The sequence below is a fragment of the Paenibacillus urinalis genome, assembly GCF_028747985.1.
Classification (GTDB): Bacteria; Bacillota; Bacilli; order Paenibacillales; family Paenibacillaceae; genus Paenibacillus; species Paenibacillus urinalis.
Genome location: NZ_CP118108.1, coordinates 3,044,804 through 3,064,369, shown reverse-complemented (window position 1 = coordinate 3,064,369; position 19,566 = coordinate 3,044,804). Strand labels below are relative to the sequence as shown.

The window sequence follows — 19,566 nt, the reverse complement described above, 5'->3', positions numbered from 1 at the left end:
TCAATACCACTGCCATAAGTATAAGTGAAAAGGTGAAGAAGATGAGAATTGGCGAATATTCCGGTTACGAACGATTGAATGACGGGAAGTATGCAAGTGTTTTTCGAGCACGCTCTAGCAAGAATAATCTGAAATACATACTTAAAGTACCGAGAACGGAACCTCCTATTGTTGAAGAATGGCAAAAATTAAAGCAAGAATATGATATGATCAACAGTCTACCTATAAAAGGAATCGTCAAATCGATCGAGTTGATTCCGTACTACAATGGCTATGCGCTTGTGCTTGAGGATAATGATGGCGTATCCCTTCAGCAATTGATTAAAGAAAATTCTCTATCGCTTGAAGCTGCTCTGGAGATTGCCATCTCTATTGCTTCCATCGTAGGGCAATTACACCGACATCGAATTATTCACAAAGATTTAAAACCAAGAAACATTATCGTAGAGCCGGAGAGCAGTCGTGTTTGGATTACAGATTTTGGTATAGCGAGCCGCTTTCAGTCTGAGTATGTTGGATCGACAGCTTATGGTCAATTAGAAGGAACACTGTCCTACATGTCACCAGAGCAGACGGGGCGGATGAACCGAATGGTGGATTATAGAACAGATCTATATTCTCTTGGTGCAACCTTCTACGAAATGCTCACTGGTGTTCCCTTATTCCAGGCGGAATCGCCGATGGAATGGGTATATTGTCATTTGGCGCGTACACCGATAGCGCCTTCACATTTGGATGCTCGAATTCCTTCGGTTTTGTCTGACATAATCATGAAATGTTTGTCCAAGAACCCGGAGGATCGATATCAAAGTGCACAAGGCTTGGAGTATGATCTGTCCTACTGCCTTAATGAACTGGAGCAGCATGGATATGTAACCGAATTTGTAATTGGTGAGCAAGATAAGAAGGATGTCTTCTACATACCAAGCGGTCTCTATGGGCGAGATATGGAAGCAGCCAGACTTAGACAGCTGTATGAGCGCCTTCAGTTTGGAAGCACGGAATGTGCGATGGTAAGCGGGCTTGCCGGTTCTGGGAAGTCGAGTTTGGTTCAGGAGCTCATGCTGGATGTTACACTTGGCGGAGGACTATTTGTATCCGGTAAATTTGATGTCTTGAAACGTCAGGTTCCTTATAGTGGTGTGCTGCAGGGATTGCGTGGAATCTTACGCTCCCTATCATCTGAAACTGAAGATGAGCTTGCTGTATGGAAGGATCGTATTACCCAGAAGCTCAAGGAGAGCACGCGTGTGCTTGTTCATATGCTGCCCGAATTAGAGTGGATTATTGGTCCCCAAGATGCGGTGGAATCCCTGACGGCTCTATCGGCTGCAGAAGCAAAGAATCGTCTGCATTTTGCGGTATTTCAGTTGCTTGAATGCTTGGCAGAGCATAGACCGATTGTATGGTTCGTGGATGATCTTCAGTGGGCAGATCCGGGCTCGCTGCAGCTCCTTCACTTCTTAATGACGGCGTCCAATGCGCCTTCACTGATGCTGATCGGAGCATACCGGGCAGAGGATTGGGAGAAGGAGCATTTGCTCAGATGGTTCGTGGGAGAGCTTAGTTCACGTTTAGAGAGAACGGAACTTATTACACTGGCTCCTATGGATGAAAAAATATTAAATGCACTGCTTGAAGATACATTTGGGTTAGGTATACAGCAGTCTCATCGCTTCCAGAAGATTGTGATGGAATATACCGGAGGTATTCCATTTGATGTGAAACAATTTATATATGGTCTCATTGAGCAAAATTTAATGTGGCTGGATGAGGATTCAGGAGCTTGGATGTGGGATGAGGATCAGCTGCTGACAAGGAAGGTATCCGATCAGATGTCAGGATTCCTCTTGCAGCGAATTGATCAATTGGCAGAGTGCGAGAAGGAGACGTTGAAGTATGCTTCATGTATTGCAGACAGATTTGATTCGGAGCTTCTTGCCGAACTGTTGCAAGTCGAGAAGGCGCAGCTTCAGCTTCAATTAAATCCGTTGGTTGATCTAAGATTAATTGCACCGTCTGGGCCCTCTGAATATATCTTCCTCCATGATCGAATTCGTTATTTCTTCTATCATCTATTGAATATGGACGAGAAGCAGCAAATTCATCTTCAGACGGCCAGACTTATTGAACGCAGTACGAATGGAGATCGCGAGGAACGATTATTCCTGTCGGCACATCACTACCGGCTAGGCTTATCATTGCTGAATGATAAATCCGAGAAACTGCACATTGCACAGATCTTTCAGCTTGCCGCGGAGCAAGCCAAAGCCTCGGGTGCATACGACTCGGCTGCAGAATGGTATTCTAGTGGAATTGAGCTTCTTGAGGAGCGGGATTGGGAGCTATCCTACGAGCTGGCATTCCGTTTATTTCTCGGGAGATGGGAGTCTAATTCACTGCAAGGAAGATTTGAAGAAACGGAACAAGGATTTGAAGAGATTCTCGAGCTGGCAAAGACTTCAACCCACCGTGCAGCGGTCTACACCGTTATGATTAATCAATATACGCAGAGTGGACAGCACGAAAGAACGATATCCATGGGGATGGAAGGACTCAGCCGTATCTTTGGACTTCAGTTAAATGCGGCTCCAAGTCAAGGCTCCCTGCATTTGTCACTACTCGATATTATGTACCAAAGGGTTAGAAAAGGAAGTAGAGAGAAGCGAAACTCACGGGCTCCGGAGATTCAAGCTGAAGTTAGAAGTCAGATGAAGCTCCTGATGGATACAGCGACTTCTGCTTATTTCGTTAATCCAACTCAATATTTATATATGATGCTGACGATCGTCAAATATTCGATTCATTATGGTAATTTTACCGAATCTTCTAACGCTTATAATGCAATGGGATTACTGTTAGGCTCGGGGTACGGAATGTATAGCCGAAGTTATGAGCTCGGTTGTTATGGGGTGGAGCTTAGCAACCAGTTTAAGCATCCAGGACTTCGCTGTAAGACACATTTTACCTTTGCCGTATTTATTTCTCCCTGGAAACGTCATTTACGTCATACTGTCGACGACTTATGGACTTCCTATCATGCTGGAATGGAAGCGGGGGATCTAGTCTACGCAGGCTATGCAGTAACCTATATCCTTCTTGCTCACGATTTTCTCGGTCTGCCTGCTGAGCGTTGGATTGAAGAGGCGGACAGGCATCTGCCTTTCTTGAGACAAACGGGCAATCCAGAGACGGTGCATATGATTGAATTGGTACGCAAGACACATATTCGCCTTACAGAAAGCTATGGTCCAAACGTAATGTTGTCTGATTGTGAGACCGAGGAAGAGATGTGGATTAAAGAGCTCGAGGGAATTCAGAACCAGGTCGTCATCCAGGTCTTTTACATGAAGAAAATGATGCTGTCTTATCTATCAGGTGACTATGAAAACGCTTATGACATGTCAAGAAGATCAAAGGGAGCGCTGGCTGCTTCATTCGGCTTGTTTCATAAGGTCGAACATGAATTATACACGGCGTTAACGATATATTCGCTGATTGAGCAGGCTTCGAAGGATCGGAAGAAGCTCCTGCTTCAGGAAGCCCGCCAGTGCGAACGCAAATTGTATCGCTGGGCGCGAGAAGCACCTGAGAACTATGAGCATCTCTATTTGTTGGTCAGAGCAGAAAGATATCGTGCTGAAAGCAAGTTGAAGCAGGCCGAGAGAAGCTATGAGCAGGCGGTAGAGGGAGCTAGAGCTAACGGGTTTTATCATTTTAACGCGATTGCCGCTGAACGCATGGCAGACTTCTGTTTGGCTGAAGGCCGGATGACGGCAGGCCGGCTGTACATGGCGGAGGCTTACAATTTATATGAGCAGTGGGGTGTCGTGAACAAAGTGAGAAGAATCGGAGATGCTTATCCGGAATTTAAATCAGGCTCGTATAATACAACCACGACCATATCGACGGATTTTCTGGATCTGGAAGCCATAATGGGCGTCTCACAAGCGCTGTCACAGGAAATTGTGCTTCAAACTCTGCTTGAAAAAATTATGACGATCCTGATTCAGATATCAGGAGCAACCAGAGGTGTACTCGTTGTTAAACAAGCAGAGGGTCTCTATGTAGAAGCTGAAGGAGAAGGTGGAGGCAAGGTTGGAGACGGCATAGCCCGACATACAGCGGCTGAGGAGATCCATAGCTATAAGGAAGTTCCATTGTCCATTGTGCAGTATACAGCGAGAACTAGTGAAGATGTAGTGCTTGATGACGCTTCAAGACAAGGATTGTTTGTCAAAGACCCCTATATACAAAACAATGAAGTGCGCTCTATCTTGTGTATTCCCATTCTGCATCAAGGCACGTTAAATGCGATTGTATACTTGGAGAACCGGTTTACCTCTCATGTGTTTAACGATGAGCGGAGAATGGTTGTTCATATGCTGGCAGGTCAGGCTGCGATATCCATCGAGCATGCGAAATTGATATCAACTCTCGAGCATAAAGTAAAAGAACGAACAGAAGAATTGATGCAGATGGAGAATGATCGGCGGAAGCTTCTCGCTAATATATCGCATGATCTTGGAACACCATTGACCTCGATTCAAGGCTATGTTGAAGCCATCCTGGACCGTGTCGTAACAGAAGAAGAACAACAGCGCAAATATTTAAGGGTAATTCATTCCAGAGTTCTCAGCATACAAAGATTGTTCAAAGATTTGGTGCAGCTGAGCCGAATGGAGGCCAAGCAATTAACGATGACCAAGACTCCAATGCATGTGGGAGTATTCGTACAATGGTTATCACAGAAATATGAGCTCGATATTGAGCAGGCGGGAATTGAGTACGTGGTGAGTCTTGACCCTACTGTGATGGATGCAACGCCTGGGGAAGACATGCACATCTTGGTGGATCGGGAGCGGATGGGACAAGTATTTACGAATCTGATCAGCAACGCCATCAATCATACGTCCAAGGAAGGTTCAATCACTTTGTCAGCGGTCATTAGCGATGAAGGTCATCATTTAATTGTACAGGTGAAGGATACGGGGGTAGGGATTTCGGAAGAAGATATACCTTATGTATTCGAAAGGTTCTATCGCGCTTCGAAATCCCGAAATTCAAAGTATGGTGGAAGTGGACTGGGTCTTGCTATAGCCAAAGAAATCGTTCAATTGCATGACGGTGAAATCTGGGTAGAGAGCACCCTGGGTCATGGCAGTGCGTTCTATGTTAAACTTCCTTTTATTTCTTGAGAACTTGAAGCAGCCGGCTGTGCGTAGAATTTATAACCGACTCCGCGCACGGTCTGGATGTATTGCGGCATTGATGGATTTGCTTCGATTTTTTTGCGTAAATTGCTGATGTGAACCATTACCGTTCTGGTGTCTCCATAGTGGTCTGCTCCCCATATAAAGTCAAACAGCTGCTCAGTCGGGAAAACACGTCCCGGCTGGCAAGCCAGCTTATGCAGGATATTGAATTCCGTAGCAGACAGCTGCACAGCTGTACCGCGAATATGTACTTCATGCGTTGTTTCATTAATTAACAAATCTCCGAAGTTTAGAATATGACTATCATTGAATACCTCATTACTGGTGACTACAGACTGAGGCTGCCGATGAACCCGGCGAAGATGTGCCTTAACTCTGGCAACCAGTTCTCCCGGACTAAACGGCTTCGTCATGTAATCATCCGCTCCTACACTCAATCCACTGATCTTATCCCAGTCCTCACCTTTGCAGCTTAAGAAAAGAATCGGGGCAGGGGTATGATCTCGAATCTGACGGCAAATTTCTAATCCGTCCATGTCGGGAAGCAGAATATCAAGAATAATCAAATCAGGCTGCAGCTCGTAAACAGCTTGAATCGCTGCCTGACCTGTACTTACCGTAGTTACATGATACTGTTCTCTCTCCAGGTATAATCGAATAAGTTCACTGATTTCGAGCTCGTCATCCAGTACGAGAATGGATTCATGGGACATGCTAATTTCACCTTCTTGCATTATTTAATAGTCAAATTATACCTGACCCGTGTCAGATGCGAAATAACTTATAGATAAAATGACCTATAAATTTTGATAAGCTCTGTTTCATCAAGAAAATAATTAGGATATTAAGGAAATTTTGATGGTAAGAAGGTATAATAGTGTGTGGTTTTCACTGCAATTGTACTTTATCTTATAAAGGAGCTGCCTTAATGTCTTCTGTATTACAAGAGCTAAGCGAAAGGAAAGTATTACCCTCCTACTGGATTTATATTTTTGAATTCTATGTGATTGGAATGCTCTTATCTCTTTCCCTCACGGCAGGCCCGGTCATCCTTGTGTTAAGGTGGCCCACGGTTTGGTCTGTAATTTCTCTTATAGCGATCCCGGCAGGTATCTTTTTCTTCATTAAGTTGTGGAATGGATTGAAGCAATGGATATGGAGAAATAATCATTTGGATCATTTTCAACTGCATGAGGATCGGCTGGAATTTACACTGTGGGATCGCGATACGAAGGAAAAATCGGAAGGAAGTCTGCACTTCTCAGAGGTAACGGACCTGTATTATGGCCGTCATGTTGTTTCATCTAATTATATTTACAAGAAACACAAGAAGGGAGAGCGCTATGAGAATATATCCCTGCTGCCGATCCTCTATTTTGTTTATCAGAACGGATCAGAGGAGATGGCTGTGGCTCTTCCATTTGATGACGAACGGGAAGCGAATCGATGGCTTGAGTTACTCAGTGCCAAGCATATTCCACTATCATTAACCTCCGTCGTTACCGTCAATTTTCAGCAGGACCCTGTACCCGAAGAGATGAAGGCGGACACGTATTTGACCCGTGCCGAATTTAATGGGAACATCGAGTGGGCCTTCCGGGATTTCATTGACCGAATTGTGGAGGAAGAGGAGACTAGGGAGCCGACAGAGGAAGAGCTGGCTGAGCTTGAGGATGAGGAAAAATGGCATGAATATCATTTGGAGCTTGAACGAAGGAAATCTTCTTTTAGCGGCATGGGCAAGCTGGCATGGATCATTTTTCCGATACAATATGGTGTTGGGGTCTGGTATGTAGATTTAGCTGTTAATGGAAGCGTCGAGCCAGACGGAATGCTGATTCCTTTTCTCTTATCAACGATGTTCGGAATTCTGATGTTTATAATAGTCAAATGGATGAGTTGGAAGCAAATTCTATTATTCCATGGAATCTCATTCTTTGGCTTTTGCTTTATAAGCAGCTCCGACATGGAGACAGATCCTACATATTTAGCGACTCAAGGCTTACTTGTGGCAAGTGTATTTTCCGTAATATTTATCGTGCCTGCCTATTTTATAATTCGTTTTCTTAGAAAAAATCGGGATGAGAAGAGCATGCCGGTTCCTCCAAGCAGAGGACAGCATATGACGTGATGCTCAGCCTTTAATAGTAAAAACGCAGACCGATTGGACTGCGTTTTCTTTTTTTACGGTTGTGTAGTATAACTATAACGGAAGGTTTGCATCGGCTGTGAGGTATAGATCTCGTCGATTTCTTTTTGCGCTCCGGGCTTCAGATGAATTCCCTCGTATGTTTCTGAGAAAACAGTGTTCATTCCCTGATCAAATACAACGACCTCTAGATCACCATCAAATGTGGTGTTTGAATAATTCCCGGCATATACAAGCACATGGGCTGACTCTTCATCCTTAAAGGCTCCGACTGTGATGTACACTTCATCATTCGATTCCGCATTCAACTTGTGAACAGGAGAAGCGTGCTCTTGATCCAGCTCCTCAAGCATCATTTCTTCCTTATAAGAGCTCTCCTGAACAATCAGTCCAATAGGAATCGTGACGAAGAAGTAGATGACAAGGGCGGATATGCCCGTGCTTTTTAGAATAGTTCTCTTATCATATTTACCGATTACAAGAGCAGTGAACGCAATGATGACGAGTACAACGACAATTAGATGCCAGGGGGAGATGAACATTTCTGGATATAATTTCATTTCAATTCCTCGCTTTATGAGATGGTAGAATAGAAGTGATTAATTATATAGGATGCATCCTAATAGATTAATAGTTCAATGCTATCAAAATTACATTTTAATTGTTTCATATTAGTGATGCAGATGTAGAAGTTTGTCGAAATCATGTTAGGAGATTAATTAATGTTAAACTCAAGAAAAAATCTGGTAAGTATAATACTCATTGTGGTATTCAGCTGTGTCGTCATGGGGTATATCGATGCTGTACTCAAGCCTGATTATGCTGTTAAATCCATTATCAAAATCATTCTGTTTCTCACCTTACCGGCGCTGTACGCCTATTTCAGCAGGGAGGTTTCTTTTCAAGCCCTGTTCAAATTCGATAAGAAGAGTCTAAAGTTTGCCATGCTGCTTGGCATCGGCGTATTTATCATCATTTTGGGAAGCTACTTTCTCATTGGACCTTACTTTGATTTTACCCAAGTGACGGGAGCACTGCAGAATAATATGGGGGTCAATGCGGGTAATTTTGTATTCGTAGCCATCTATATATCGATTGTCAATTCATTGCTCGAGGAGTTTTTCTTCAGAGGCTTTGCGTTCTTAACTTTGAAAAAGCTTGCCGGCCGCAGGTTTGCTTACCTGTTCAGCGCAGGAGCATTCGCAGTCTACCACATTGCGATGATGACGAGCTGGTTTACGATTGCTTTGTTCGTATTACTGATTGTCAGTCTCTTTGTCGCAGGTGTGATCTTCAACTGGCTGAATGAACGAAACGGGAATATTTATGCCTCGTGGATGGTACATATGTGTGCTAACCTCGCCATCAATACCATAGGTTTTATCTTGTTTGGGATCATTTAAAAAAATCGAGGTGTTCCATATGAAAGACCCTGGGATACACATGATCCCAAGGTCTTTTTAAGTTACCGTCATAAATAAAAATGTCAGTTTATATATTCAGGGGTTCGCCGCTGAATATTTGAAGTTCCATGGGTGCAGCTAGAAGCTCTTTTGCCTTATGAGTGAAGGCAGTGAAGTGAGCACTTGCATTATGTGCTCCTGCAGCCTCCATATCCTTCCACAGCTCGACCATGGTGTACTTGTGTTCTTGCTCCGTTGATTTCATGAGCTCATAGCTGATATTTCCTTCTTCCGCTCTTGTTGCTGCAAGAAGCGATTTGACTTCTTCGAGAAATACAGCTTCCTGTTCTGGTTTAATGAATAAATTAGCATGAACGATAATCATGGTGATGACCTGCCTTTTCCTAAAAGTAAGTTAGTATTTGCTAATATTGCTCTGCATGCGCTGCAGCATATCATTGAGAGCTTCGACTTCTTCCTTGCTGAAATCCTTCAGCATTTGATTCACAAATGTCATCTTTTCTTTCTTGTAGTTCACAATATGCTTCCGGCCATCTTCGGTCAGTCGAACAAAGGTTACTCTGTTATCAGAAGGATTACGTCTTCTAGCGACCATTCCGTCAGATTCAAGTTGTTTCAGATGACGAGTAATGGCGGCACTGTCAATATTGATCGCTTTCTGCAGGTGAGTCTGGTTGACCTCGTCTGCAAGATACAGCTGATATAATAAGTCATATCGAGAAGAGCTGATCCCGGTATATCTTTCAAACTTGGGGCTGATCTGATTATTCAGATTCTTTAGCAGATGCAGAATGTGCTCCTGTTCTGAGAATGAGCATTCCATATAATTGACCTCCACTCATTATTTGAGCTATCAATTAATATAATGCAAATTCCCATGGTGTGCAAGGTAACACGAATAGGAATACAGCATACTCTCCATCTAATTACCGATCATTTCCACACAGCGACTTTATCTACAGGCAAACGATAAGAGGTGAATCCTTCACTTGCTGCTTTACCGATGGTGATGAGCATGACGGGTACATAACGCTCTTTGTCCAGACCGAATGCTTCCGCAATCTGATCCTTCTCAAAACCACCGATTGGATTGGTATCATAGCCATGGGCACGTGCAACTAGCATGAGCTGCATTGAGACAAGACCGGAATCCAGCAAGAGAATATCACGCATAGCTTGATCTGACATATTTTCATACATCGGTTTAAACGCGCCAAGCTGCATATCTTTGACTTCCTGAGGCATATAGCCAAGCTCAACGGCATTTCCATAAATCTCTTCGGCATAATCAAAATTATTCATGTCTCCGAACACCGCAATTACAGCAGAAGCGGAGAGTACTTTGTCCTTATTGAATCTTGCGAGTGGAGCAAGTGTAGCTTTGGCCTCATCGCTATCGATGACCACAAAACGCCAAGGCTGCATATTGATTGAAGAAGGAGCTGTAACCGCCTCTTCCAAAATCTCTGTCATTTCTTCTTTGCTGATCTTGACGGCAGGGTCATATACTTTGATGGAACGACGTCCATACACGATTTCGTTAAAATCATTGGTTTGTTGATATTTACGCATAGTTATTACGACACTCCTTGGTTATCTATTTAGTTGACTACTCAATATTTGATAAGTCAATGGTTGATACGTCAATTAATATATGATATCGCTGTCGATTTTGCAATACTTAATTTCTAATGACAAGTCACCAATCCAGGGGAAACCCTTGCCGTTCTAAGACTTAAGAGATCATAAAAAAAGCCGATCCACACTGGATCGACTTGGCTCATCGCGTATAGATCTGATCAGGCTCTTTTATTCTCGACCGATTTCATGCGGTTCTGATCATCGAGCTTGCGATCCGTACTGAATTCCTGCCCTGCTTCTAATTCCGTATGACCTGATGCACTGCGCGCAAATTTGGTAAACTGTTCTTTCTGTTCATCCAGCTTGTGCTTTTGCTGCAGCAGCTCTTGTGGATCCTGTTTTGTCATATAAAGCGAACCTCCTTCTTTAGTCAAAGTGCAGATACCTTAAGAATGTGACTGATGATCAGCCTCATCTTTAATTTCCTCACGAAAACCGGAAATACTATGCTTGCGGCGTTCATTTTTTTCTTGAATTTGGGCTTTTTCCTGAGCAGGAATTTCATCTCCGAACTCTTCGAGATAACCCTCAGCCTCACGGTAGTTCTCCATGGTGTTTTGTACTGCATTTTGCAAATGCTCTACATTATCCTTGCGATTATCTGGCTTAGCCATACGAAATACCTCCCATAAATGATGATGTTGGATTGGAATTTGGACAAAATCCTTACTTAGGAAGTTTTCCTTAAGACAGACACGCTTATGCATTTAAGCACTATTTTTGATCACATTCAGGTGGAAGGATGAGCTTAACCGTAATGTGTAATAATAAGCAGGATACAGGAGAATAAGCCCATATGGATGATACATTCGTTCCATTTACCTATGTAATTGAGTGCGGAAGCAAGTATGATATAAAAACGGGAGATGGAGCTGTCTAACCGAATTGACATCAGAGAAAGAGAGTGAAACTAACCCATGGTACAGGATGAGAATTTGACAAGAGGGTTAAAAAACAGACATGTACAGCTTATCGCCATAGGTGGAGCGATTGGCACCGGTTTATTTCTGGGTGCAGGTAAATCCATTCATTTGGCTGGTCCTTCGATATTATTTGCTTACATAATAACGGGCATCATATTATTTTTCATTATGCGGGCACTCGGTGAATTGTTATTAAGCAATCTGAATTATCACTCGTTCGTGGATTTTGTTAAAGATTATATGGGGAATGGAGCCGCCTTTGTCACGGGCTGGACCTACTGGTTCTGCTGGATTTCAATTGCCATGGCAGACTTAACGGCTGTCGGTTTATATACTCAGTTCTGGTTTCCAGAAATCCCTCAATGGATGCCGGGTCTTATTGCACTTGTGATCCTGCTGATCATGAATTTGGCAACCGTGAAGCTGTTTGGGGAAATGGAATTCTGGTTTGCTTTAATTAAAGTTATCGCGATTCTTGCCCTCATCGTCATTGGAATCGTGATGATCGTGAGAGGATTCTCCACAGATCAAGGTCCTTCCAGCTTCGCGAATTTATGGGAGCACGGAGGCTTGTTTCCGAATGGGATGAACGGCTTTTTACTATCCTTTCAAATGGTAGTATTTGCTTTTGTAGGAATTGAGCTTGTTGGTCTGACAGCGGGCGAGACGGAGAATCCGGAGAAAGTCATTCCGCAGGCGATCAACAATATCCCTATCCGAATTTTGATCTTCTATGTAGGTGCACTGCTGATCATTATGAGTATCTATCCATGGAATGCGATTATTCCGGATGAAAGTCCATTCGTACAGGTATTTCTGGCTGTAGGTATTACTGCAGCAGCAGCAGTCGTTAATTTTGTCGTGCTGACCTCTGCGGCCTCGGCTTGTAACAGCGCGATTTTTAGTACAAGTCGTATGCTGTATTCCTTAGCGAAGGACGAGAATGCTCCTAAACGTCTAAATAAACTGAACAGAAGAAGCGTGCCCTCGAATGCTTTGTATTTCTCTTGTGCGGTCATATTAATCGCCGTAATTCTGAACTATGTGATGCCGGAAGGAGTATTTACATTAATTACGAGCATTTCGACCGTGTGCTTTCTCTTCGTCTGGGCAATGATCGTCATCAGTCATTTGAGATACCGTAAGATGAAACCGGAATTGGCACGCAGCAATAAGTTTAAGCTTCCGTTGTATCCGTTCTCTAACTATTTGGTCTTGGCCTTTCTTGCCTTTGTGCTTGTTATTTTGGGGCTGGCTGAGGATACGAGAGTAGCTTTGTTTGTAACTCCGGTATGGTTTATTATCGTTATCGCAATTTATCACCTTCTTAAGAAGAAAATAGCTTAAAGATATTCTCAACTAGAGTCAAGGCTGTGTATGCCTTGGCTCTTTTTGTGGTCCAATTCTAGCTGATTAGATAAGGATCACATATAACAATTCGCACCCCCTAGTAAGTTGACGTTATATTAAATAACTTTCTAAGTTATTTAAGGCAATATCTTTGTACGGATTGAATAAATCAGCATCCATATTTTGTATTCATGATCCAAAGACGTAAAGATATATAACATATATAATTGCTTCAAGGTACAGATCAATTCCAGAGAAAAGGGTGGAGAATCGATGGAAATCAAGAAACTGGGTCAAAAAGTAACGGGTTTACTGGCTAGTGTGGCTGTGGTCATTGCTTTAAGCGGCTGCGGGGGGACAAATGCTTCTGGAGCCCAAGAAGTAAAGGTCGTATTGAATTGGTTTGCTGCTCCTGGGCATGGAGGGATCTATGCTGCCAAGGATCAAGGATATTTCGAAGAGGAAGGACTGGATGTGACGATCGAGCCCGGTGGTCCTCAAGTATCTTCTATTCAGATTGTTGCCTCTGGCAAAGCAGAATTCGGTCTTGCCCATGGAGATCAGGTGCTCATCGCACGTAATCAAGGAATTGATCTAGTCGCTCTGGCTGCGCTTAATCAGCGAAGTCCGCAAGCTTTTATGTTTCATAAGGGACATGGGATTGAGAGCTTCGAAGAGCTGAATGGACGAACCGCCTTTATTCAAACTGGAATACCGTATTGGGATTATTTGAAATCACAATACGATCTAAGCAACGTTAGAGAGCTTCCCTACTTAGGCGATTCTACGAATTTTATTAATGACAAGGAGTCCGCTGAACAGGTGTATATCTCAGGTGAACCGTATTTCATGAAGGAGCAGGGGATTGAAACGGAAGTTAAGTTTATTTCGGATTCAGGCTATGATCCATATAATTATGTGCTCTACACGACGAGAGAATATTTAGATAAGAATGAAGAAACGGTACGCGATTTCGTGTCTTCTATGGTAGAAGGCTGGTCCTACTACAAGGAATCTCCGGACGATATTCTTAAGATCATTAATGAATTCAATCCGGATATGACCTTCGATTCGCTGAAGTTTCAAGAACAAACGTTAAAAGAGTATATTTATGGATTTGACGCCGCAGAGCATGGAGTAGGTTACATGACTGAGGAACGGTGGAATACACTCATAGATCAGCTGTACACCGCTGGCTTACTGAAGGAAAAATTCGAGGCTACCGAAATGTTCACAACAGAATATTTAGAAGCTGAATAAACGAGGACAGAGCAGATTGGAGACTAGAGCGGATGCATAAAGCCTATTGGTTAGTCAATGTCAGACTTGAAGATGGATATGAAGTTGAGGATGGCACTCCTGTCAGGACGTTAACGAAGGAATATCATTTATTCATCGAAAATGGAAAGATCGCTAGCATTGTTTCAGCCGAAGAGCAGATCAAAGATGACTACGACAGAATTGAGGGGGCTGGTCTGCTAGCCCTTCCGCCTATCGCTGACAGCCATTTTCATCTGGATAAATCTTATTATGGAGAAGAATGGAAGGCTGTTAAGCCGGCAGCTCATTTACTTGATCGACTCGAAGAGGAAGCGCAGATTCTGCCTGGTAAGCTTAATACGGTAGAAGCGACTGCCCGGCTGCTGATTGACAAAATTATGGAGGCCGGTACGACTCATATTCGAACTCATGTGAATATCGACCCTTATGTTGGACTTAGACACCTCGAGATTCTGCGGGAGGTTCTAGGCGATTATCGTGATCGACTTACGTATGAAATTGTTGCTTTTCCACAGCATGGACTATTGAGGACAAATGCAGCAGCGCTCATGCGTGAAGCAATGAAGAGTGGTGCCACGCATGTTGGGGGCCTGGACCCTGGAGGTATAGATCGAAACATCGAGCGCTCCTTGGCTGATATGATGGATATTGCGGTTGAAGCGAATGCAGACATTGATATTCATCTGCATGATCCCGATTATTTGGGACTATACACAATAAATAAATTGCTATCCCTTACGGAAGAAGCAGGGTGGAAAGATCGGGTCGCGATTAGTCATGGCTTCGCCCTCGGAGGAGTCACACTGTCGGAAGCCCGAGAAACGGCAGACCGGATGGCCACATCCGGAGTTCATCTAATCTCAGCTGCTACGTTGCGAGCAAGAACGACGCTTCCTCCCCTGCAGGACATGAAGGAGAGGGGAGTGCAGGTAGATTTAGGCTGTGACAGTATATTCGATTGGTGGGGTCCTTTTGGAAATGCGAGCATTACCGATCGTCTTAGCCGGCTTGCTGAATATAACAGCTGGGTTGATGAGCGCTCTCTAGCAGAATCGCTCAGTTACATTACGAGAGGGATCATACCGCTCAGCGGGTCTGGCGATAGAGTGTGGCCGCAAGCAGGTGATGATGCAAGTATGATTCTGACAGAGGCACAGTGCTCTCCTGAATTTATAGCCAGAAGAGCACGAGCCGTGAAGGTCATTCACCAAGGCGTTCTGCAGACGAAGAGGGAGGAATTTGCTTGATATCAACTTGGAACAAAGTGAGAGTCGGTAATCGGCTGTATAATCTAGAAATCAAGAATGGTTATTTTTCCGCGATTACTCCCTATCAGCATGAACAACATTTAACAGGTTCACCTAGTGTAAGCACTCATGATGCAGATGGTTTGTTATACATTCCCGCCATGAAGGATATGCACTGCCATCTGGATAAGCATTTTTTGAATGAACCGAAATGGTATTCGCGCCAAACCATTGATACACTGCCTAATCAGCTGAGACGTGAGAAAGAATTGCTGGGTCAGCTGACCCAGAGCGTCGAAGAACGGGCCAGAGTAATGCTGGATACTATGCTGCAGCTAGGAACGACTCAGATTCGAACCCATGTTGATGTAGATCAAGAGGTTGGAGTCGAATCATTAGAAGCTGTGCTCAAAGTCCGAGAGGAATATCGAGGTATTGTTGATATTGAAATTGTCGCTTTTCCCCAGCAAGGGCTCATTCGTTCACAAGCTCTGCCGCTGATGAGAGAAGCCATGCAGATGGGTGCGGATCTTGTCGGAGCCGTAGACCCTGGTGGGCTGGATGAAGCGATTGATCCATGCTTAGAAGAGGTTTTTGGACTCGCTGCGGAATATCAGGCGGGTGTAGATATTCATTTACATGATCCCGGTCACCTTGGTGTATATACCATTGAGCGGATGACAGAGTTTACAGCCCAAGCCGGACTCAAGGATAGAGTGGCGGTAAGTCACGCCTGGGGCCTGGGCCATATCTCGGATGTGGAACTTAGCAGGCTCGCTGACAAATTAAGAGAGCAGGGTGTAGCCGTTATCAGCAGCGTTCCCATCGACCGTCCAATGCCGAATCTACCCTTGCTTCGTTCACTTGGCGTAGTAACAATGATTGGCACCGATAATGTACTCGATGCTTGGTCCCCATATGGAAATGGAGATATGCTGCAGCGTACCTCCAGACTGGCTGAACGATATCATTGGGTTGAGGACGAGCAATTACTGGGAGCATTTGAATACGCAGCAGTCGGAGCAGTAGAGCCCAAATTAGGTGAACGCGCCGATTTCATGCTTGTGAATAACGTTATTAATGTAGAGCACGCCCTGTGTAAAGTGCCAGAACGGGAGTGGGTTGTGTCTCATGGCCAGATCGCGGGCGGGACAAGGGCAGGTATAAGGCATAAGAGAGCGTTAAGCCGATGATAATGAATGATCGTAAGGAGCTTAATGAGGTCCAAATCATCTATAACTGCCGACTTCCAGAACGTACAGGTTTATATGACGTTACCCTACGAGGAGAGCATATTGATCAAGTAAGACCACGGATTATTGATGATGAAGCACTTAAGTCCGAATTAGAGCAGGATCTTCTGTCCAATGAATCGAAGGTAGATGCAGCAGGTAGACTGCTGATTCCTGGATTAATAGAGCCTCATATTCATATGGAAAAGGCAATGCTTCTCGATCGAATGCCGAAGGAAGCTGCTTCGCTGCAGGAAGCAATTGCAATGACAGTCAAGCTGAAGGAAGGCTTTACCAAGCAAGACATGATTGCACGATCCATGGATGTAGCGTATAGACTAATCTCTTATGGAGTAACCACTGCAAGATGTCATGTAGAGGTAGATCCCGTCCTCGGTCTATCGGCAATAGAGAGCTTGCTAGAGGTAAAAGACAGACTGAGTGACCGGATGGATTTGAACATCGTAGCCTTTCCACAAGAAGGCATCTATGCTGCACCAGGAACTGCTGAGTTGATGAAGGAGGCAGTTAAGCTCGGGGCTGATGCTGTCGGCGGAATTACGTATATGGATCCTGATCTGGACGAACATTTAAGCTTTGTTTTTAGATTAGCCGCCGAGTATGATCTCCCGCTAGATTTTCATGCCGACTTTTCTCTAAATCCATGTGACCGCGGGATCATGCAAATTGTACGCAGAACGAAGGAATTCGGCTATGAAGGCCGAGTAGCAGCCGGTCATGTCACCTCACTCGGAGCGATGCCTAGAGAAGAAGCTGTACTCTGTGCACAGCAAATCGCTGAGTCAGGAGTTCATATCATTGCCTTGCCTGCGACAGATCTCTATATGAACGGAAGGCAGGATACAGATAATGTCCGCCGTGGACTTACTCCGGTACGACTCCTGCTAGAACAAGGGGTAAATGTCCTCTATGGCGCTAACAATATCCGTAACGCATTTACGCCATTTGGCACGGGTAACGTGATGGACATTGCCTGGCTTCTGGCTCATACGGCATACATGGGAAGTGAGAAGGAAGCCAAGCTGCTGGTACGGATGGGGACCACACTGGCAGCACAGGCACTCGGAATATCAAATTACTGCATTACAGCTGGACAGGCTGCAGATCTGGCGCTGTTTCCAGTCACTTCCGAGAGAGAACTGCTGATTGAACGCCCTAAACCCTTAGCGGTCTGGAAAAATGGAAAGAGACTAAGGCCAATAAAAAGGGCTGAGGATAACTTTTATAGTTGAATAATGATAATGATTGTGACAAGAAACCCGCCTGCCAGGCGGGTTTCTTACGCAGTCCCGTGTTGTTTCTTGTAGCACGAGCGTGATCTTCCGCAGTTCTTCTTAACATGCTGCTCATGAACCCCCATGAGGAAATATCATGGATTCTATGGCGAATGCCATTCGAAAGCGGAGGCTGGTTGAAGTGTCCTTTAACCGGAGTCCGGTGATCTTCTCACATTTGTCCAATCGGTATACGACTGTGTTTCGATGAACATACAGCTGTTTGGAGGTTTCTACGAGCTGGCACTGGGTATCATAGAATACCCTTAACGTACGCAGTAATTCTTCGCGCTCCTGCGGGTCCACCTGATGGAATGAACGCAATGTATCCTCATAGAATTGGCGCAGCTCATCCTGAGGAAGCAGCCGGAACAGGTAGGCCGTATCCTTGGATTGAAAAGATTCGACGAATCGATTCATGTTCATCTGATAGCCATACTGCAATGCTTTGACTGCCTCGTTATAAGAAAGTCCGATGTCCAGTACACTTGTAACGAGATTCCCTATTCCGAACGATATGCTGATCCCAGCATCGTTAAATAGGGCATCAACTCTCGCTCTCAGCTCATCTATAAGAAGAGGCTCATCCCATGTCATCTCGTCAACAGCGAGCAGGATTGCAAAATTGTCGTTCTTGGTGAACATCTTAAATGGATATCGAAGACCGCGAAGCTGCCATTTAATGAATTCGTACTGTACGTCTCGTTCTGATATGGACAGCTCATTCAGATTCGAGCTTCGCTTATGCAGGGAGCGGGTACGATCATGCTCGTCCATTCTGGCAGCTGCAACAGCCCAGTTCACATTAGGAATCAAACCAAATTTCTTTCCGGAATGAAACACCTCAGCTTCTGTACTATAGTACCCTTCGATTAGATCAGAGAAGAACTCGTTCTTGTATCTTCGAGAGCGTTCCTTGACGGCCTGTGCTTTAGTCAGCTCCATTCCGATGACATTCACTGCCTGCTCCATGGTTAAACCGTATCGGCTTGAGGGCGAGGGGGAACCGTGAAAGGATAGAAGATAGCCTTCAAGTCGGTAAGTGTGGACAGGATAGAGAAGTACATGTGAATAGTGACGGAACCTGGTTTCGATTAAGCAAAATGTACTTGAGGCGCCAGCAAGATGAGTCGAATCTAGCGCTGATGCGATCATTCCGGTCAGTTCCTCAAGTTGGGATGGAGAGAGCTTCGAGCTTGTAATCAGCTGACGTTTGTCGTTCAGCAGCACAATGGGTGAGGATAACAGCTTGGAGAGTGCGGCAACGATGTCAGCGATGCTCTTGCCCTGCATCGACATATCACAGAAGCGCTTGTGGATATGAAGCGCATATTGTAATTCCTCATTTTTGTTGTCGAGTATAAGACTCGTGGACCTCTGTAATATTTCGCCCAGAGAGAATTTGGATTCAGAGATCTCAATGATTGGAAAATGCAGTCGATCTGCTTCAGCAATAACGTCATCCGGAATCGTGATGCCAAAACGTTTGGTTTTGATGGCGATTCCCGAGCAATTCAGCTGCTGCATATCCATCATCAGCCTGGGCAGCGTATCCGGAGCCGCCTTCACAAAGAATCCATTGGTGAGCAGCAGTTCATTAGGCTTCAAGAAATGTATGATATCGGGAGCATCCATAATATTGACGGTTTCAACCTGACGAGACAAGCCTTCCGCTCCGGCAAGAATTTGTGAGCCGTCATAAATATCACTGCGAATTAGTTCATCTAAATTCATAACTCACCTCAATTCCAACGATGCTTCTGTTATCAAAGCTAGCACTAAGTCCTAAAGTAGTAAATACATATGTT

General features: G+C 44.4%; 16 protein-coding genes. 8 read left to right on the top strand and 8 right to left on the bottom strand.

All coding sequences use genetic code 11. The features are described 5' to 3' along the window. The first annotated feature begins 41 nt into the window (after positions 1-41). Positions 42-5,198, top strand: coding sequence for a protein kinase domain-containing protein (locus PUW25_RS14160; RefSeq protein ID WP_193745983.1), 5,157 nt, complete (start codon positions 42-44; stop codon positions 5,196-5,198). Here the strand turns inward: PUW25_RS14160 and PUW25_RS14155 are convergent. Then, on the bottom strand, positions 5,171-5,929 hold the full coding sequence (locus tag PUW25_RS14155) for a response regulator transcription factor (protein ID WP_047910321.1): 759 nt from the start codon (positions 5,927-5,929) through the stop codon (positions 5,171-5,173). The two genes, PUW25_RS14160 and PUW25_RS14155, sit on opposite strands and share 28 nt — an antisense overlap. 215 nt (positions 5,930-6,144) lie before the next feature. Here PUW25_RS14155 and PUW25_RS14150 point away from each other — a divergent pair, with 215 nt between their 5' ends. Beyond that, positions 6,145-7,347, top strand: a complete 1,203-nt coding sequence (locus tag PUW25_RS14150; RefSeq protein ID WP_047910320.1) for a hypothetical protein — start codon at positions 6,145-6,147, stop codon at positions 7,345-7,347. 53 nt (positions 7,348-7,400) lie between these two features. On the opposite strand, the gene PUW25_RS14145 is transcribed toward PUW25_RS14150, so the two are convergent. Then, on the bottom strand, positions 7,401-7,925 hold the full coding sequence (locus tag PUW25_RS14145; protein ID WP_047910319.1) for a hypothetical protein: 525 nt from the start codon (positions 7,923-7,925) through the stop codon (positions 7,401-7,403). Positions 7,926-8,087: 162 nt separating this feature from the next. On the opposite strand from PUW25_RS14145, the gene PUW25_RS14140 reads away from it, so the two are divergent. Beyond that, a complete protein-coding gene (locus PUW25_RS14140) occupies positions 8,088-8,768 on the top strand; it encodes a CPBP family intramembrane glutamic endopeptidase (RefSeq protein ID WP_047910318.1) in 681 nt (226 codons plus the stop codon). Between the two features lie 88 nt (positions 8,769-8,856). On the opposite strand, the gene PUW25_RS14135 is transcribed toward PUW25_RS14140, so the two are convergent. The 5 genes from PUW25_RS14135 to tlp all read right to left on the bottom strand — a co-directional run bounded on the left by PUW25_RS14135 (position 8,857) and on the right by tlp (position 11,044). Then, positions 8,857-9,153 (bottom strand): putative quinol monooxygenase, encoded by a 297-nt coding sequence (locus PUW25_RS14135; RefSeq protein WP_047910317.1) that lies wholly within the window; start codon positions 9,151-9,153, stop codon positions 8,857-8,859. Between the two features lie 30 nt (positions 9,154-9,183). Beyond that, positions 9,184-9,612, bottom strand: coding sequence for a MarR family winged helix-turn-helix transcriptional regulator (locus PUW25_RS14130; protein ID WP_047910316.1), 429 nt, complete (start codon positions 9,610-9,612; stop codon positions 9,184-9,186). Positions 9,613-9,722: 110 nt separating this feature from the next. Then, positions 9,723-10,361, bottom strand: coding sequence for a nitroreductase family protein (locus PUW25_RS14125; protein ID WP_047910315.1), 639 nt, complete (start codon positions 10,359-10,361; stop codon positions 9,723-9,725). Between the two features lie 227 nt (positions 10,362-10,588). Then, a complete protein-coding gene (locus PUW25_RS14120; protein WP_047910314.1) occupies positions 10,589-10,777 on the bottom strand; it encodes a hypothetical protein in 189 nt (62 codons plus the stop codon). A 39-nt stretch (positions 10,778-10,816) separates the two neighbouring features. Next, the gene (gene tlp / locus PUW25_RS14115) at positions 10,817-11,044 is read right to left on the bottom strand and encodes a small acid-soluble spore protein Tlp (RefSeq protein WP_047910313.1); all 228 of its coding nucleotides are present in this window, start codon (positions 11,042-11,044) and stop codon (positions 10,817-10,819) included. Between the two features lie 303 nt (positions 11,045-11,347). Between tlp and PUW25_RS14110 the strand changes: the two genes are divergently transcribed. From PUW25_RS14110 to PUW25_RS14090, 5 genes are all read left to right on the top strand, one after another. Further along, entirely contained in the window at positions 11,348-12,700 is a 1,353-nt protein-coding gene (locus PUW25_RS14110; protein ID WP_047910312.1) for an amino acid permease, read from the top strand. A gap of 276 nt (positions 12,701-12,976) precedes the next feature. After that, positions 12,977-13,963: an ABC transporter substrate-binding protein gene (locus PUW25_RS14105; protein ID WP_274337230.1), complete on the top strand. Its 987-nt coding sequence runs from the start codon at positions 12,977-12,979 to the stop codon at positions 13,961-13,963. Between the two features lie 32 nt (positions 13,964-13,995). Further along, positions 13,996-15,231, top strand: a complete 1,236-nt coding sequence (locus tag PUW25_RS14100) for an amidohydrolase (RefSeq protein WP_274337229.1) — start codon at positions 13,996-13,998, stop codon at positions 15,229-15,231. After that, the gene (locus PUW25_RS14095) at positions 15,228-16,424 is read left to right on the top strand and encodes an amidohydrolase family protein (RefSeq protein ID WP_274337228.1); all 1,197 of its coding nucleotides are present in this window, start codon (positions 15,228-15,230) and stop codon (positions 16,422-16,424) included. The genes PUW25_RS14100 and PUW25_RS14095 overlap by 4 nt, the downstream gene beginning before the upstream one ends. Then, positions 16,421-17,716, top strand: coding sequence for an amidohydrolase family protein (locus PUW25_RS14090; protein ID WP_274337227.1), 1,296 nt, complete (start codon positions 16,421-16,423; stop codon positions 17,714-17,716). Before PUW25_RS14095 ends, PUW25_RS14090 begins: the two co-directional genes overlap by 4 nt. Positions 17,717-17,830: 114 nt before the next feature. On the opposite strand, the gene PUW25_RS14085 is transcribed toward PUW25_RS14090, so the two are convergent. Beyond that, the gene (locus PUW25_RS14085; RefSeq protein ID WP_047910308.1) at positions 17,831-19,492 is read right to left on the bottom strand and encodes a PucR family transcriptional regulator; all 1,662 of its coding nucleotides are present in this window, start codon (positions 19,490-19,492) and stop codon (positions 17,831-17,833) included. Positions 19,493-19,566 lie beyond the last annotated feature (74 nt).

Coding starts and splice junctions, on each gene's coding strand:
- PUW25_RS14160 (WP_193745983.1), top strand. CDS start 42: ATGAGAATTGGCGAATATTCCGGTTACGAACGATTGAATGACGGGAAG.
- PUW25_RS14155 (WP_047910321.1), bottom strand. CDS start 5,929: ATGTCCCATGAATCCATTCTCGTACTGGATGACGAGCTCGAAATCAGT.
- PUW25_RS14150 (WP_047910320.1), top strand. CDS start 6,145: ATGTCTTCTGTATTACAAGAGCTAAGCGAAAGGAAAGTATTACCCTCC.
- PUW25_RS14145 (WP_047910319.1), bottom strand. CDS start 7,925: ATGAAATTATATCCAGAAATGTTCATCTCCCCCTGGCATCTAATTGTC.
- PUW25_RS14140 (WP_047910318.1), top strand. CDS start 8,088: ATGTTAAACTCAAGAAAAAATCTGGTAAGTATAATACTCATTGTGGTA.
- PUW25_RS14135 (WP_047910317.1), bottom strand. CDS start 9,153: ATGATTATCGTTCATGCTAATTTATTCATTAAACCAGAACAGGAAGCT.
- PUW25_RS14130 (WP_047910316.1), bottom strand. CDS start 9,612: ATGGAATGCTCATTCTCAGAACAGGAGCACATTCTGCATCTGCTAAAG.
- PUW25_RS14125 (WP_047910315.1), bottom strand. CDS start 10,361: ATGCGTAAATATCAACAAACCAATGATTTTAACGAAATCGTGTATGGA.
- PUW25_RS14120 (WP_047910314.1), bottom strand. CDS start 10,777: ATGACAAAACAGGATCCACAAGAGCTGCTGCAGCAAAAGCACAAGCTG.
- tlp (WP_047910313.1), bottom strand. CDS start 11,044: ATGGCTAAGCCAGATAATCGCAAGGATAATGTAGAGCATTTGCAAAAT.
- PUW25_RS14110 (WP_047910312.1), top strand. CDS start 11,348: ATGGTACAGGATGAGAATTTGACAAGAGGGTTAAAAAACAGACATGTA.
- PUW25_RS14105 (WP_274337230.1), top strand. CDS start 12,977: ATGGAAATCAAGAAACTGGGTCAAAAAGTAACGGGTTTACTGGCTAGT.
- PUW25_RS14100 (WP_274337229.1), top strand. CDS start 13,996: ATGCATAAAGCCTATTGGTTAGTCAATGTCAGACTTGAAGATGGATAT.
- PUW25_RS14090 (WP_274337227.1), top strand. CDS start 16,421: ATGATAATGAATGATCGTAAGGAGCTTAATGAGGTCCAAATCATCTAT.
- PUW25_RS14085 (WP_047910308.1), bottom strand. CDS start 19,492: ATGAATTTAGATGAACTAATTCGCAGTGATATTTATGACGGCTCACAA.